10 protein-coding genes are annotated in these 16329 nt (G+C 44.4%); all 10 read right to left on the bottom strand.

Annotated elements, in window-relative coordinates:
* The 10 genes from HUJ21_RS23925 to HUJ21_RS23880 all read right to left on the bottom strand — a co-directional run bounded on the left by HUJ21_RS23925 (position 1) and on the right by HUJ21_RS23880 (position 16328).
* Positions 1-3381: a TonB-dependent receptor gene (locus tag HUJ21_RS23925; protein WP_291373479.1), complete on the bottom strand. Its 3381-nt coding sequence runs from the start codon at positions 3379-3381 to the stop codon at positions 1-3.
* A gap of 106 nt (positions 3382-3487) precedes the next feature.
* Complete coding sequence (locus tag HUJ21_RS23920; protein WP_291373477.1) at positions 3488-4477, bottom strand: FecR domain-containing protein; 990 nt, start codon at positions 4475-4477, stop codon at positions 3488-3490.
* Between the two features lie 280 nt (positions 4478-4757).
* Positions 4758-6125, bottom strand: coding sequence for a sulfatase-like hydrolase/transferase (locus tag HUJ21_RS23915; RefSeq protein ID WP_291373475.1), 1368 nt, complete (start codon positions 6123-6125; stop codon positions 4758-4760).
* A 21-nt stretch (positions 6126-6146) separates the two neighbouring features.
* Complete coding sequence (locus HUJ21_RS23910; protein WP_291373473.1) at positions 6147-6335, bottom strand: hypothetical protein; 189 nt, start codon at positions 6333-6335, stop codon at positions 6147-6149.
* Between the two features lie 99 nt (positions 6336-6434).
* On the bottom strand, positions 6435-7025 hold the full coding sequence (locus HUJ21_RS23905) for an RNA polymerase sigma-70 factor (protein WP_291373471.1): 591 nt from the start codon (positions 7023-7025) through the stop codon (positions 6435-6437).
* Positions 7026-7285: 260 nt separating this feature from the next.
* Complete coding sequence (locus tag HUJ21_RS23900; RefSeq protein ID WP_291373469.1) at positions 7286-8818, bottom strand: sulfatase; 1533 nt, start codon at positions 8816-8818, stop codon at positions 7286-7288.
* An 86-nt stretch (positions 8819-8904) separates the two neighbouring features.
* A complete protein-coding gene (locus HUJ21_RS23895) occupies positions 8905-11730 on the bottom strand; it encodes a hypothetical protein (protein ID WP_291373468.1) in 2826 nt (941 codons plus the stop codon).
* A 129-nt stretch (positions 11731-11859) separates the two neighbouring features.
* Positions 11860-13248, bottom strand: a complete 1389-nt coding sequence (locus tag HUJ21_RS23890) for a sulfatase-like hydrolase/transferase (RefSeq protein WP_291373465.1) — start codon at positions 13246-13248, stop codon at positions 11860-11862.
* 218 nt (positions 13249-13466) lie between these two features.
* Positions 13467-14873: a sulfatase-like hydrolase/transferase gene (locus tag HUJ21_RS23885; RefSeq protein ID WP_291373463.1), complete on the bottom strand. Its 1407-nt coding sequence runs from the start codon at positions 14871-14873 to the stop codon at positions 13467-13469.
* Positions 14874-14900: 27 nt separating this feature from the next.
* A complete protein-coding gene (locus tag HUJ21_RS23880) occupies positions 14901-16328 on the bottom strand; it encodes a sulfatase-like hydrolase/transferase (protein ID WP_291373462.1) in 1428 nt (475 codons plus the stop codon).
* Position 16329: the final 1 nt, after the last annotated feature.

Below are 16329 nucleotides of genomic sequence, written 5' to 3'. Positions count from 1 at the left end.
TTAAAATCTAGCATTAATACCCAAAGTATAGGTTGCCAAAATGGGATAATAGGCTCCTCCCGTGTTGATTTCAGGGTCCCAACCTTCCATGTAAGAAGTAAAAGAAAGTACATTCTCTCCACTAAGGTAAAGCCTTAGGTTTTGAAGGCCTATTCTTTCCAGCAGTTGCGGATTTAAGGTATATCCCAACTGAAGGTTTTTAACCCTGAGGTAAGATGCATTAGTCACCCAAAAATCAGAAATGACGGTATTTGGTGTTCCACTGTTGGTGATGACTTCCAAACGGGGATAAGCCGGATACCTTTCCGGACTCTCCGGATTAAATCTGCCATCCATTTGCCATTTTTGGATGTTTCCAAGATTAAAAAAGGCCCAGCCCGCATAATTATTTAAAAATCCATCTACGCCCGAAACACCCTGCAAAAATACAGATATGTCAAAATTCTTGTATTTTGATCCAAAATTGAGGCCATAGGTATATTTAGGAATTCTACTGCCTAAGAAGGTCCTGTCGTAGGTCGGGTCCACTCTGCCATCAGGCACCCCATCAGGGCCGCTAATATCTTTGTATCGGATATCTCCTGGCATTGGGTTGGGGGTAATGGCAGATTGTGTGGGCCAATCAGCAATATCCTCTTCACTTAAAAAGACTCCATCAGATTCATATCCATAATACATTTCCATAGGGAAGCCTACAAACAAGCTGGAACCATTTCCGACCAAACCATTTGGCTGTTCTACATTCCCAAGTCCCAGAGAAACCACTTCATTATTGATAATGGAAAAATTTCCCGTAACAGAATATTGAAAATCATTCATTTGGTTTCGATATCCAAAATCAAATTCCCAGCCTTTGTTTCTGGCTGCTCCGGTATTGATTTCTCCGATCCCCACTCCCAAAATGGATGAAACACTTGCCGTAGGTTGAAAAAGAATGTCGGTAGTATTCCGGTTAAAATAGGTGAAGTTAAAGGACAATTTTCCCTCCAAAAAACTTGTTTCTGCTCCAAAGTCTAAAGTTTCGGTAGACTCCCAGCGGATATTGGCATCCCTGTAGTCCGAATAAGCTGCCCCGGTGGAAATACTTCCTCCAAAAGGATAATTCCTGCCTGAATTAAGAACGGTCTGATAAGGGTAATTGCCAATGTTTTGATTTCCCAGAATCCCCCAGGATGCTTTCAATTTAAAATCCGAAAGCCAGTTCCAGTTTTCCAGGAATACCTCATCGGAAAGTCTCCAACCGAGAGCCATTGATGGAAAAAGAGCATACTTGTAGTTTTCTGGAAACCGGGAAGAGCCATCATACCTCAAAGTAGTTTCAAACAAATATTTTTCGGCATGATTAAATTTTATCCTGGAAATGAGGGATTGAATCGCCCATTCCTCATCAAAACCACCTACTCTTTGATTGTCTGCGCCTCCCATACCAATTACCGTGTAATCATTGCTGGGAAAGTCTTGTCTGTATCCATTGAAATAAGTATTGATTTGGTTTTCAAAAGTATAGCCCACCAAAAAATCCAAATTGTTGTTATCGAAACTTTTCGAATACTCTCCAATAAATTGGGCTGTTTTGAAAATCTCCTTGTTACTATATTGGTTCAGGTACGATTGTGCATGAAAAACATCATCATTTAACCTTTGTGAAGCCAGGTAGGACCGTTGTTCCAGTAAAAAGGAATTATAACCTCCGATAGCAGAAAAAACCAGCCCTTGTACCGGTGTCCAATCCAATTTCATATTTATTCCTGTCCGTGTTCTGGGATTGGTCAAATAGGAATCTGATTGTAGCCAGGAAACAGGTGTACCCCCACTCTCCGGACCTATCCCAAAATCACCATTTGAAGCCTGGCCCAAGTAAACTGCGGGATACCTGATGGCATTTTGTATCAACTGATCATTGAGTTCTCCTCCTTTGTTGGCAGTTGCCTGAGGCTCGTTTCGCTCCTCAATAGATCCAAATAACCTGGTGGTTAATTTGAATTGTTCACCTAGCTTATTTTCCAGATTCAGTCTCAAATTATACCGGTTGTAATTGTTTTTTGGAACAATTCCCTCCTGACTTAATATACCTCCTGAAAGGAAATATTTGTTGTTTTCATCCCCTCCGTTTAAAGTAAGGGTATGGCCGGTCTGAATACCATCCCCTGCAAACACATGGTCCAAAAACCGGGTATTCGGATAATTGTCCGGATCAGATTGTGACCTGTATTTCTCTATGTCTTCCTCTGTATAACTATTGCTTCCTGAGGCAATGTTATACATGGTTGCATAATCCCAGGAGTCCACAAATTGTGGCAACTCAGTTGGCTGGTTGAAGCCAACATAGCCATTGTAACTCACTGTCATTTTTTTATTAGATCCATTTTTGGTAGTCACCAAAATGACCCCATTTGCCGCCCTTGCTCCATATATCGCTGCTGAAGAGGCATCCTTTAACACTGAAATGGACTGCACATCATCCGGATTGATGTCATTCATATTGCCCGGTATGCCATCAATCAAAATCAAGGCGCTTGGTGTTGCTCCAAAGGAGCCAACCCCTCTGACCCTGATATTACCTCCACTTTGACCCGGCCGACCGGATCTTTGGATTACGGTTACTCCAGGCATTTGACCAGTTATGGCTTGAGAAAGTTGTTGAACAGGTCGGTTTTCAATGTTCTCAGCACTTATCTGTGAAACTGAACCAATCACATTCACTTTCTTCTGTGTTCCATACCCTACTACCACCACTTCTTCCAGTGAGGACTGGTCTTCGTTTAAGGTAATGGTCAGGCTCGTTTGGTTACCTACAGTGATGCGTTGAGATTGGTAGCCAATAAAAGAAAAAAGCAGTACAGAACCCTCAGCTGCTTCGATGGAAAAATTACCTTCAATGTCAGTGGCTGTCCCCGTGTTTGTACCTTCTACCAGGACCGTCGCTCCCGGGATGGGTTGCCCGTTCTGATCTACAACTGTTCCACTGATTTCTATAAAATCCAAGGAAATGGTTACTTCCTGACTTTGGTTTATGCTTTGAGAACCTCCCACATAAATGGAGTTATTGACCTGCCTGAACTTCAATTTGGCAGATTGAGCTACCTGTACCAGAATATCATTGACGGATTGTTTTCCGGCCTTTAATGTTACCCGCCCCCTGTCCTTAAGCAGGTCATCCGGAAAAATAAAAACATAGTCTGTTTTGGATTCAAGGTTCTGAAAAACTTCTTGTACACTCCAGTCCTTATTGGCCATGCGGAGAAATGTTTCGTCGATCGGTTTGATCTGGGCTTTGGAATCATTGGCCAGCAAGGTAGTCAAAAACAAACATTGCAGTACACAGCCATATAACAGGTTTTTGGATACCATCTTTATTAGGTATAGTATTTTTCTTTTCATAATTTTAGGTGTTTTATTGAATTGATTTCTTTAAAGCGGGCAGGGTAAAATGTTTCATTTGGCGATGGGAATTTTATCCTGCTTTTCGTTTTTATTTCATAGGCAATCAGAATTTTATGACTACATTTTTTTGATCGATCTGGTATTCGAACCCCAGGGAGAAACTCAAGCCTGTCAGTATGTCTTCCAGGCTTTCATTGTTGAAAAGGCCCGTAACTTTTCTGTTGTCAAAAGCTTTCGTTTCGAAACGAACACCGTACCATGTTTCCAAAGATTGAAGAATTTCCCTGAGGGGTTTGCTTTGAAACCGGATCTTCCCTTCCTTCCATAAGGTGGTCCGGTCCGGATCAAATGTTCCTTTGGTTAAACCGGAAACGGCATCAAACCGAACCGAAGCCATTTCTCCGGGTAAAAGGGAAATTTCTTCTGCCTTTTGAGCTACATGGACGCTTCCCTCAGTAAGCGAAATTTTAACCTCTTCTTCTCTGGCATAGGCATTGAAAGCGGTACCCAGGGCGGTAGTCACCACAGTGCCTGTTTTTACCTTAAAAGGCTTGTTTTTGTCGGGAGCAACCGAGAAGAAGGCTTCCCCTTCCAGTTCTATTTCTCTATTATTGCTGCCAAAATCCGAGGAAAAGTTTAAAGTGGATAAGGAATTGACAATTACCTCAGACCTGTCAGGTAGTGTTAACCTCAATTTCTCCCCTGCTGCGGTTTGTTTCGTGATCTTCGTAACCGGAATTTCCGCAACCGCTGTTTCATTATCCTTAAAAACTATAGCTTCATAAAGGAAATAACCTGAAAATAGGAACAATAAAAAAGTAGCGGCAACCTTGCCGAATTTCAGGAAGTAATGAAAAACCTGTTTTCCTTTCAGGCTATTCCGGCTTTTCAATGTGGCCTGATGAATATGACCCAGTATTTCTTGCTGCTTTAATTTGCTTACCTTATTGGCCTTCCCGGAATCCCAGTCCTTTTTAAGCATGTTCAGAAACTGATCTTCCGAACCGGCTTTTTTCAACCAATCCATCACTTCCCTATTTTCTTCGGGTGTAGAAAGGTTATTTAAGAATCTTATTAGCTTTTCCTTCTTCAAAATATCATTTCATTTTAAGCAATACACCTGGCACCAACTTATTACTTAAAAAAAATGAAAAAAAATTTTATTCTGCCAGATTTGAGCAATAATTTTATGTGCCACTTAGGCCTTATGGCAAGATTTCTTATTGTTTTACGGCAATGAGCATGTTCCCTGATTCCCGTACGATATACCCAATAATAAAGGTAAAAAATACAGAAGGCTGAATTTCAAATGTTTCAAATCGAAACCAAAAAGCGAATTCCTTTTCCCGAATTGGGTTAATACCGGCTCGATACTATTTAAGCTTTTGCCAGGGAGTTTTGCCTCCTTCCTGAATATGGGACATCAACAAGGCATTTAATTTTTGATAAGTTTTCTGATTTTGCTCTATGACATTATTTTCCTCCTTCGGGTCTTCCTTAAGATTATATAACTCCATCGGTTGGTAAGGGTTGTTTTGGAGTAATTTCCAATCACCCAGTCTAAGGGCATGGTAAGCTTTTCCGCCATATCGTGTTCCCCCTTCTCTTCTGACAAAATAAAGGGGTCTTTCTTTTTCCTCCATTATTTGGCCCATAAGGGTCGGCAAAAAACTTCTGCCATTAACCCCATGTTCCAATTTAACACCTGCAATATCCGCAAGGGTAGGGAAAATGTCCATTGACAGATTAACCTGTTCCGAAACAGACCCAGGCTCAATTACTCCTGGCCAGGAAATCACTGTGGGTACTCTTAATCCCCCTTCATACATGCTTTGTTTCCCATCTCTTATAGAGCCATTATTGGCCGAAGACGGTAAATGTCCCCCATTATCGCTGGTAAAGATGATGAGTGTATTTTCATACTGCCCGCTTTCCTTTAAAGCCTGTATCACTTCTCCTATCCCATTGTCCATGTGTTCAATAAAAGCAACCAATTCGGCTCTTGTATCCTGAATGCCTGATTCTCTATCCTTTACTTTTTTTAGCCACTCCTCAGGAGGCTGAACAGGAAAATGAGGGGCATTATAGGCCAGGTAAAGAAAAAATGGATCCTTACTTTCCTTGCGTGATTTGATGTATTCCACAGACCATTGGGTAAACAGATCAGTTGCATGCCCCTCCGGATCAATAATTTCTTCGTTGAGGCGCATGTAATTTCTTCCATGCCTTCTATGGGTCCAGTAATCGTCCATCATGTCTTCCAGCCAGCCTTGAAAAAGGTCAAAACCATGATCATTCGGAAGATTCGGTTTTTCCAAACCAAGGTTCCATTTCCCGATATGTGCCGTATGGTACCCTGCCTTATTAAGCAGGGCTGGTAATAGCACCGTGCCGGGATCCAAATATCCCCAGTTGTTATCCGGAATAGACCTTATCAATCCGGGAACCCCAACCTGATCCGGATAACGGCCTGACATCAAAGAAGCCCTGGTGGGTGCACAGACTGGAGAATTGGTGTAGAAAAAGTCCATGCGCATTCCGTCGCTTCTTATGCCATCTATATGAGGGGTACGAATGTCTTTTGTTCCATAATAAGACACATCATGGTACCCTTGGTCATCTGTAAATATGAGTAAGATATTGGGTTTTTCTACATTGGTATTTGATTGGCCTGAAACCTCCAAAAAATTCAAGAGTAAGCAAAAAACCCACAAAATCTGTACGTTCCGGTATATCATCATTTGGTATTTATCATTTTAAATTTATTCTTCCTGCCAGGAAAACTCCCTCCAGTCAATGGCTTCATGGACTATTTCCTGGTGCAACTGCATCATTTTTCTTTTCATTGATTCAAAAATTTCCGGATTCTCAGATGCAACATCAGTGGTTTGTTTGGGATCATTTCTAAGGTTATACATCCTGAAATTTTCCAATTGAGTGGTTTTGATCATTCCGATGTAATTATCCTGAAAACAAAATCAGTATAGAAAATAATACAAATTTACGCTTCATCACGAACTATAGATATGGATAAGATTAGAAATCAAGATTTAACCGGCAATTAAAACCAGGATCAGTGGTCCGTACAGTGAAGCTCTTTGTGTCAACTCTCCCTTTAAAAACTTTGTTGCTAAATAAATATGGTGTTCCACGGTTCTTTTGGAAAGACACAATTGGGCAGCGATTTCATCATGGGTCAATCCTTCTATTTTGCTTAAAATAAAAACTTTTTGCTGGGTTTTGGGAAGGTTATTAATGAGTGCTGTGGCTGTATTTTCCAGTTCCTTATAGGATAATTTTTCGAATACATCTTCTGAACTGACGAAATACCTCTCTGGAATTTCTTCCAGGGTACAGTTTTTCTTTTGATTCCTAAGCTTATTGAGCAATTGATTTTTTACAGATTGAAACAAATAAGATTTGAAGTTTTGGTTTTCGTTCAGGCTTCTTCTTTTTTCCCAAATTTTTATGAATATCACCTGTACCGTTTCTTCTGCCTCCATGTCATCACTAAGGTACCTGTAGGCAAAACCGAGTAGCTTGGGCAAGTAGCGGTAATATAATTCATCAAAGGCCTTCATATCCCCTTGCCTCAGGGAACATACCAACTCCTTCTCACTTTTGTTAATCAGCAGTCTCAAAATCCGGGTTTAAGTTAATTGATGGTATACACTTCAAATAAGCTAGATTTGAAAGATAGTTATTTTACCCAAGTCGGTTGTATTGGATTCAATTATAATAATCCAATTTATAAAAAATAAATGAATAAAATAAAAACACCGCTAAAATCTACCGGCGGCAATTCCTGTTTTGTTAGGCGAGTCGGTTGCTGATGCAGACCCCTTGATGTTCAGGATTGCCAAAAACGACCCTAATGTCCCAATAAAATATATTTCTTTAATTATCGAAGTGATTTAAATCCATGATCATGGTCTGTAGCAGCTCTCCGCTCTTCACTTTTTGCTGACAGGCTTGCTATTACCTCTTGGTATTTCTCCTCATCAATGACATTCCTGGTTTCTCCCGGATCAGACTGATGGTCATAAAGTTCTTTTTCCAAAACCTCACCAGTGTTTAGTTTTACCCATTCCACATAGTTGAAGCGGCCATCTTTTACAGCATATCCCATTATGGTCTTATCGTACTTCCAACGATTTTGTGGCCAAATGGTAAACGCATATTCCTTTGATGCCGGTTGTTGTTCAGGATTATTCAAAATAGAAATTAAACTTTTTCCTTCAAGATGGGATGGTTCGTCCATGCCGCACAATGCTGCCAGGGTAGGATAGATATCTAAAGCTTCGACCGGTCTATCAGCAACTTCCCCCTTTTTTCCACCCGGGACACTGAATATTAACGGAATACGGGTATCAATATCCATATTCGACCATTTGCACCAGTTGCCGTAATCACCCAATTTATAGCCATGATCCCCCCATAGCACCACAATAGTATTTTCCCGCAATCCCAATTTATCGAGTTGGTCCAGCAAATATCCTACCTGGGCATCTGCGTATGAAACACAGGCATAATAAGCCCTTCTCAAAATAAGTGTGGTCTCGTCTTCAATATCTTCGTACCTGCTGGGCATACCATAGTAATTGCCCAGTTCACCAGCTAACCGCATGGTATATTTACCGGAGTTCCCGGGCATTTCTCTGATTTCAGGCATCGCAATGGACGCCTCAGGATACATATCCCAATATTTCGCGGGAGCAACAAAAGGCAGGTGAGGCTTGGAAAGGCCCACCGCCAAAAAGAATGGTTTGTCGGACTTTTCCAATTCTTCCAGCTTTCTCACTGCATGAAGGGTATTAATACCATCCTTATAAATGGTATCATGCACATCTGCCCTTTCATAGGCAGGCCCACGTTGATGCGTCGTATTGAGGGATATTTGATTGATCGCTTCCCCGGTCACATAGCCCCTTCCTGTCCAGGATTTTTTGGGAATGATATAATCCTCTCCGAATTGCTTTTCATGGTCAATACCATGATGATAAATTTTTCCTGCTGCCGCGATATTATACCCGTTTTCTTTAAAAAACATATTCATGGTCAGTACACCGGGCATTAAATCCGCTACAGATTCCCCTGTATAAATACCCCGCTTCTCAGGTCTGATCCCTGTCAGGATGGAAGCGCGGGAGGCCATACATATGGCTTGTTGCACATGAGCCTCCGTAAACCGAACTCCCTCAGAAGCAAGTCGATCAATATTCGGAGACTTAATATGGTTTGCACCATAACAATTCAGTTCTGTACGCAAGTCGTCAACAGCAATAAAGAGCACATTGTACTTTTGCCTCACTTCATGTATATCTTTTGGTTGACAGCAAATCATCCCCCCTATGACCACCAAAAAGCCAATAAAATACCTGGCGTGGTATAAGGTTTCTTCCAAACCTTTTTTGGTATTAATCAGAAGAGGCATTTGTTTAGCAGAAGCTGTAACTTTTAAAATTATCCTTAAATACCCGTTCAGAAATCCTTTCATCGTTCGAACAATTTATGGACAGTTTATTTTAAAACAAAATACCGGTATCCCCGCTCAGGGATGGTGACTTCGACTGGCAGGCTAAAATCCCGGTTTACAGCAACCGACTGTGATTTCCCCCATTGGTCTTCCAGCAATACCTCTTCATGCAGACCCGTATAGTATACCGGAACCCTAATGGTTCGTGTAATCTCTTCGTTCAAGGGATTGTAGAGCATGAGCAAGCCCTTTTCCTCTCCCTTGGGATTTACGTGCAAAATACCATCCCAATCGCGGCCATCCGGCCGGCGTAGATGGATGATGTCTGCATCCAGCACCTCCCGGTGCACTTTGTAAAAACCAACCCATTTTTCGACCAATGCCTTTGTTTCCGGAGCATCGTACAACTGCGGCCCGCGGTAACAGGCTTGTACCCCTGCACCGAAGAGGTTGGCCAACCGCTGCTCGTAATGGGGCAAATGTGCTTTTAGTGGTTCGATTGTGGCGGCCTCCCCTCCCCCATGGTATTGTACCAGGGGCACAAACATCCAGCCCATGGACGGTGTCTTGGTCCAGGTGCCGTCGTATATATTTTGACGTTCGATGATTTCCTGCTGGGCCCTGGGCAGCGACCAATTGGTCTCGCGATAACCCATCCCTGTTTTATTGCTGCCCGCAAGAAAATAATAATCGGGCACGTTCAGGTAAATCCCTTTTGAACGCGCCCATTGGTAAAATTCAGCAATCCGCTGGTACTGGTTCCATTGCGAATCGGCCAATCCCTTGTGTCCGGGGTGATCAGTTGCCGCGCACACATCCCCCGGATAAGACCCGTCATGCTCCAGGATATCGAGTCCGGTTGTGCTGTATAAATGATAAAGGGATTCAAAATAATCGTGTCCCCATTTACTTTCCAGGCAGGGTGAATTACCAAAACGAGGCGTCATGCCTTCTGGCATCAACACGTCGTTTCCACCGCCAACCTTCCGGCTGGCCAGCAAAGAATAACCGCCCAGTGCAATACCCTTTCCATGGGCGTAATCGGCCAGGCCCTTCATGCGGTCCAGGTTTTCCCTACTCGCATCTTCCGCATTGAATCCACTGCCAAATGTCATGATCACCATTTCAAATCCCACTTCAGCACTTTGGTCTATGGCTTTTTTTACCGCCTCGGTATCAGCAGATCGTACATGCATCAATATGGGGTTTTCGGTCACCCAGGGAGCCAGTGAACGCATCATTCGCCGGTGCTCAAGCCCTTTTCGTTCCCGATCCCAACTATCGTGCAGCAGTTCCCATACCCGATATGAGGAAAAGGAAGCCCCTGGATGCAGCTCCTGCTCCGGGCCATACTTGGGCGAAACTTCCAGCAAAACCGGCATCGTTCGCTCGTAATTCACCTGGGTTTTATACTGCGGATCCGGTTTCCAGTCAATGCTGGAACGCAAGACATTTTCGGAGGTCATGCCGCCAAAGTTGTAATCGGTTTCGATCGTTATATTGGGAAGCATCCATTGCTCCCGGCTGTCGACGGTACTTTCGGGCTCGGTTACCGCCAGGATTTCACTTGTAAACGAATTGACGGTTACCGGCTGGCCGGAGCGATTCTCAACGGTAATCCATTTGCTGAATACAGGAAGCCCATCGTACAATTCGTAATGTACATGCACGGATATATCCAACAAGTATTGGTAGGATGCCAAGCCGGCAGCTTTTGCAGATGGAGAAATTTCTCCCAGCATGAAAAATTCTTCGATTTTGCTGCGCCCTAATTCTCCCTTTTCATTGTGGTCACTGTTTTTGCCTGTTCCATCCATCTTGCCAATCCGGACTCCTTGCGGGGCTTGTTGAAGCGGAATATCTCCAGCCTGCTGCCAATCATTTTTGTCATAGGACCAGGAAGCCAGCAGCCGGTCCTCCCCCAATTCCATCCGCAGCCAAACCGGCTTTCCCCCTTCCAGGCCCGACCTGAGGTATTCCTGCTGTCCATCGTAAAAACCAATTTCATTGCCACCAGGACGAATGTTGAGTTTGATTACTTTGTCTGAAAACACCAGTCCAAGCCCCGGCCCCCAACTGCTGCTCTTGTCTGTGCCCGGATTGATCTTTGCCAGAAAAACTCTTGCTCCCGGAAGCACCGGCTGCTGGGCATAAACCGCCGTATTGGCCAATGCCATGATTTCACCGGCTTTCCCTTCGTTGATAAAGGAATTAAGGGTATGTGCCTCTGATTCTACCCGCTTCCAATTTTTATGCATGGTATCAAAGGAATCTCCAAATAGGGTTTCACGGCTTTCATCGGCGATTGATCGTTCCAATATGACTTTTACTGCCTCCTCATCCAATTGATAGGTAAAAACAAGTTCCTTTCCCGGTGCCGGCCAAGGCATGTCTTTGGGCATCCATTCGGCTCGTTTCTTCCAGGCAAAACGCTCCCTGGTGTTTTCCACGGTATGGCCCACCAATTTGAAGGAACCCGGATTTGCCTGCATGGATGCGATCCATTCCGGAAGCAAATAATTGTGGATGGGTTGGCCGGTAAGTCCACCCACGTCAAAAGCAATGCCGTTCAGTTGAATGACTGCTTCCGGACGCACTGAGCGCAAAAAGGACTCCCCGGTTTGCAGGTGTTCCAGTCCGATGGTCGCCCCATTGGGCGCCGTTGCGAAGGTTCGGCTAACCAGTCCATTACTTAGCACCAGGTGTCCGTCCTTGTTGGTTTTGAACCCGGCTGGCTGATCGGAATGGTACAGCAGCCAGTCATTTTCCGTAACCACCGGTACGGTTTTTACAGGGGATGCACCCTGCTGTGCCTTGCCAAAGTGAATACTTACCAAGGAAATGAGAAGGACAAAAAAGCTTGTTTTCATCTGCTTATAATTTGATTTTAAATTGCCAGATGGAATCTCGCATGGTTGATAAATCATTAAAAAAAACAAATTTATTGACTAGTGAAAGGTTAAGCATTAAATAGATTGCTCCGCAACTCTACTCATTTGCTAATAATCCGATTCCCTGAGTTTCGAAAAGACATCACCGAAAGGTGCTTCCGGAAGGGTAGCTTCCCAATCTTCCAGCATGGCGAGAAGATATGCTACTGTTTCTGGTTTCTCCGCATATAAGTCCTTAGACTCAGTTACGTCTTGGGAGATATTATAAAGTACGAATCGGGAGTGTTCACTATTGGTGACGAGTTTCCATTTATCGTGCACAATGGCAAAGGCAGCCCAATGATCAGAACCATAACGAGATCCGGGATGGATCTTCCAGAAAAGAGGCTTTTTTCGCTGGAGCATGGGATCTCCCAACAAAACGCGAGTAAAGCTTACTCCGTCTGGTATAAAATCATCAGGCAATTTAGCCCCTGCAAGTTCACAAAAGGTAGGCAGAAGATCCACGGCAGATATAAGAGATACCTCATCGATCTCACCCGCCTTGATTTTTCCTGGCCATCGGGCGATAAAAGGAACGCCAATACCCCCTTCGAAAACTGAAGCCTTGAAACCACGGCGACCACCTGTGATTCCCCTCGATGCAGCAATATTCCAGCCAGCTCCAGTGGCGTGCCCATCCATTAACAAAAGTTCAATACCGGACTTGGCACGTTCCGGACCGTTATCGGAGCTAAATACAACCAGTGTTTGGTCAGTGATCCCGAGACGGTCGAGCGTGTTGAGCACCTGACCGATACGGTCATCAGCATGAGCCAGCACCGCCGCATAGATTTGATCCTCCCGGTTTTCAAGATGGTTGAACATTCTCTCGTATTTCGGCAGCGAATGATGCGGGGTGTGCGGTTCATGAATCCAAAGGTTGATAAAGAAGGGCTTATCCTGTTGGATGCTTTCTTCTATGAACGCATTCGCCAAAATAGTGTCTTCAAACCAAGGCATCTCCTCTCCGGAGCAGTTAAATGCAGCGTAATCGTCATAGCCATAAGCATCGGGTCTAGGTGAATCCGTAACAGGGCTGTTGGACAAATGCCACTTGCCATAGAGTGCGGTCTCATAACCTGCTTCCTGTAGAAATCGGGGCAGGGATGGCGCATCAAGCGAAAGCCAGTCAGGCATTCCGCGAGCGACATTATTGGCAACCTTGTCAAAGTGCTGGATAATGCCCTGACGGGCAGGGAACTGACCGGTCACAACGGCAGCTCGGCTAGGCGAACAGACACCTGAGGCCACTGTGAAGCGGGTAAAATCGGTTCCTTCAACCGCAAGACGGTCAATATTGGGGGTTTTTATATAGGGATGGCCATGACAAGATAGATCGCCCCAGCCCCAGTCGTCAGCAAAGATGAATATAATATTAGGCCGCTCGCCCACCGAACAAAACCCATCATAATCAATAACAAACAGTATAAAAATTAATGTAATTAGCTTTTTCATTTGTTTAAAATTTGATTTCATCGGTCATAACTTGTCCTGAGTAATGGGATAACCTGTCACGACTTTCGGGAGAATCTCACATGGCATAAAGTGATGCTTTATTCATGCTCAATTTCATGAAAATTTACAGATAAATAAAACAAGTAATTATCTTTAGAACCGATAAATACTCTTTAAATCTGATATATAGTATCATATCTGACCACACTATTTTATTCTCACCTAATCGGATCATTTAACTGCTCTTGCTGCTCAGCGAGCAGGACCAACAATTGCTGTTTCACTCCCTGATATAGCAGGTCAGCCGAACGGTCTCTAAGTTCTTCAGGATCCTTTTCCAGGTCGAACAGCAAGGTTTTATTCAATTTTGGATAGAAAATCAATTTGTATCGATCCGTCCTCACCATTCGTTGAAGGTTGAGGTAGCAACTGTAGATGCTCGGATAAGCACTTGGCGCATCTTCATTAATATAAGGCATCAGGCTATTAAATACCGTACTTTCCGGCTTTTCCACTCCTGCCAGATCCATCATGGTGGCACTTACATCCTGCAGGTATACCTGTTGGTGAAATTGCTTGTTCTCCGGTATACCTGGTCCGGCAATGACCAAAGGCACCCTTACGCTGTGATCGAACATGTTTTGCTTGCCCATCAAGCCATGATGGCCTACAGCAAGTCCGTGATCTGAGGTAAAGATGATATAGGTGTTATCCATTTTTCCGGTTGCTTCCAGGGCACCCAGGATTTTGCCGATCTGTGCATCCATGTGGCTGACGATGGCATAATACTCCTGTATGTTTTTTCTAACAGCGTAGGCTGTCCTGGGAAAAGGTGCCAGGGCTTCGTCCCGCAGGGATTCGCTCAAACCTATGCTGTCTTTGAACGGGTACATGTCCATATGGCTGGGGGGCAAAGCAATGCTTTCCACCGGATACAAATCAACAAATTCCTTTGGAGCCTGCCTGGGGTCATGGGGGGCATTAAAGGCCAGGTACATCATAAAAGGGGATTCGCTTTTGGCAGCCTGATCCAAATAGCCCTGCGCATCGTCTGCCAGCACTTCAGACCAATGTTTGCCTCCTTTCCAAAATCCTTCAAAGCTTTTGTCCCAGGGTTGCCAGGTGGTATCTGCCTTGCTTTTGGGACGATCGTAGCCTTCGGGGGTCTGATTGGGCATGCCTGGTCGTACATGCACCACGTTTTGAAAAATGCTTTCTGCATCGGCTTTTACATGCCATTTGCCCGTCATATAGGTTTCATAGCCGGCTTTTTCCAGCAATTGGGGCCAAAACCTGCCCTCATCAGCCATTTCCTGAAATTCACTTTCCTGTTCCCGGGCATCCCATACCGAAAGGCCGCTGATCATCATGGCCCTGCTGGCCACACAGACAGCCCCGTTCCATGCCCCCATATTGTAGGCATTTGTAAAGGTGGATCCGGATTTCACCAGCCTGTCCAGATTGGGGGTTTGCACCTGTGGATTACCCAGGGCATGTACCAGGTTGTATCGCTGGTCATCGGAAAAGATAAAAAGAAAATTGGGCTTTTCTTCTGTGCCCCTTTGTGCCTGGCAAATTCCTGACAGGAAAAGAAGCATTCCAAGAATGGGTATTTTGAGTGTCATATATAGGTAATTTATCGAGCTAATATTTTACTTTAGGTAGTCTTTCTCCCTGTTGCTTTTTTCACAGGAAATCAGCCACTCGGCCAACTCCCTGGATAAGCGGCTGGTAACTTGTGGATGAGCTTTGGAAATATCCTTCTTTTCCCCCGGATCATTGAACAAATCATATAAGACGAAATTTTTTCCATTGTCAGCAGAGTACAATTTAAATTGGTTGTCCATAATGGCCCGTTGCTGCTGAAAATTAAAAGCGATATTTCCTTCCCTTTTTTCAATGTTTCCCTGAATTAATGGAAAAATATTGATACCATCCAGCGGTTGTACCCCTTTTTTCGCATCCAGGTCCAATATACCCAGAAGGGTCGGAAATATATCACTGGTAGAAACCGGTAAGTTGGTTTTTTGCCCTTTCTTTATTTTTGCGGGCCACTCAAGCAGGGCAGGCACCCGGATGCCTCCTTCGTACAGGCTTCGTTTTCTCCCCCTAAAAGGACCTGCTGAGCCCTGTGTCCGCTTGATCTGCTCCGGTCCTTCCGGTCCATTGTCACTGCAAAACAAGATAATGGTATTCTCTGCCAGTCCTTTCTCCCGGAGGAAATTCCTCAACCTACCGATTTGTTCGTCCATGGCAGTGATGCTGCCAAAATAGTGTTGCTTATCTTCAGAAAAATCGGCATACATGCTTCTGTAAGCGGGCCCTGCCACCACCGGCAGGTGGGGCGTATGAAACCATATTACAGATAGAAAGGGTTTTTTGGCAGCTGCCGCCTGATCGATAAAAGGAATTACCCGATCCATGATAATTCTGGAATCATCCCCTGAGAGGTTATCGGTGACCTTTTCATCTTCACCCGTCCAGTAATAGGTCCCAAAATGTGCTCCGGGTACCCGGTTACCAATATCCTGTGCATCCGGTTCCGGTGTCACCATGGGATCCCATGTTGGAACTTTGGATTCTGTTGAGAAACTAACGTCAAAGCCATTTTCCCATGGGGGGGAGTAATGAGCAGCTCCTTCCGGCCCTCCCCTGTTGGCGTCTTTCTCGGTTACCGTTAAGGTGCCCAAATGCCATTTTCCAAAGTGGCCGGTGCTGTATCCCCGGCCTTTCATTACCTCTGCGATGGTCCGTTCCTCCGGTTTCATGTGACCGGTATTGGCGTGGGTGATGCCGTACCTTTCCGGATGCCTGCCGGTAATGAAGCTTCCTCTGGTCGGAGAGCAAACGGCCGAAGCGGCATAAAAGCGATTGAAGGTAATCCCATTGCGGGCCATTTCATCCAGTTGGGGCGTCCGGAGGTACAGGTTTCCATTAAACCCCGTATCTCCCCAACCCAGGTCATCGGCCATGATCAGGATGATGTTGGGGGGATCCTCGTTAGCATTCTGACTAAAAGATTTTTCATTGATGGTTAAAAATACCAAAACCACAAACATCAATCTAAATAAGTATTTCATA

It is taken from the genome of Cyclobacterium sp., from assembly GCF_014762705.1.
Lineage (GTDB): Bacteria > Bacteroidota > Bacteroidia > Cytophagales > Cyclobacteriaceae > Cyclobacterium.
This window is presented reverse-complemented; position numbering and strand designations above follow the sequence as displayed.

Coding starts and splice junctions, on each gene's coding strand:
- HUJ21_RS23925 (WP_291373479.1), bottom strand. CDS start 3,381: ATGAAAAGAAAAATACTATACCTAATAAAGATGGTATCCAAAAACCTG.
- HUJ21_RS23915 (WP_291373475.1), bottom strand. CDS start 6,125: ATGATGATATACCGGAACGTACAGATTTTGTGGGTTTTTTGCTTACTC.
- HUJ21_RS23910 (WP_291373473.1), bottom strand. CDS start 6,335: ATGATCAAAACCACTCAATTGGAAAATTTCAGGATGTATAACCTTAGA.
- HUJ21_RS23900 (WP_291373469.1), bottom strand. CDS start 8,818: ATGCCTCTTCTGATTAATACCAAAAAAGGTTTGGAAGAAACCTTATAC.
- HUJ21_RS23895 (WP_291373468.1), bottom strand. CDS start 11,730: ATGAAAACAAGCTTTTTTGTCCTTCTCATTTCCTTGGTAAGTATTCAC.
- HUJ21_RS23890 (WP_291373465.1), bottom strand. CDS start 13,248: ATGAAAAAGCTAATTACATTAATTTTTATACTGTTTGTTATTGATTAT.
- HUJ21_RS23885 (WP_291373463.1), bottom strand. CDS start 14,873: ATGACACTCAAAATACCCATTCTTGGAATGCTTCTTTTCCTGTCAGGA.
- HUJ21_RS23880 (WP_291373462.1), bottom strand. CDS start 16,328: ATGAAATACTTATTTAGATTGATGTTTGTGGTTTTGGTATTTTTAACC.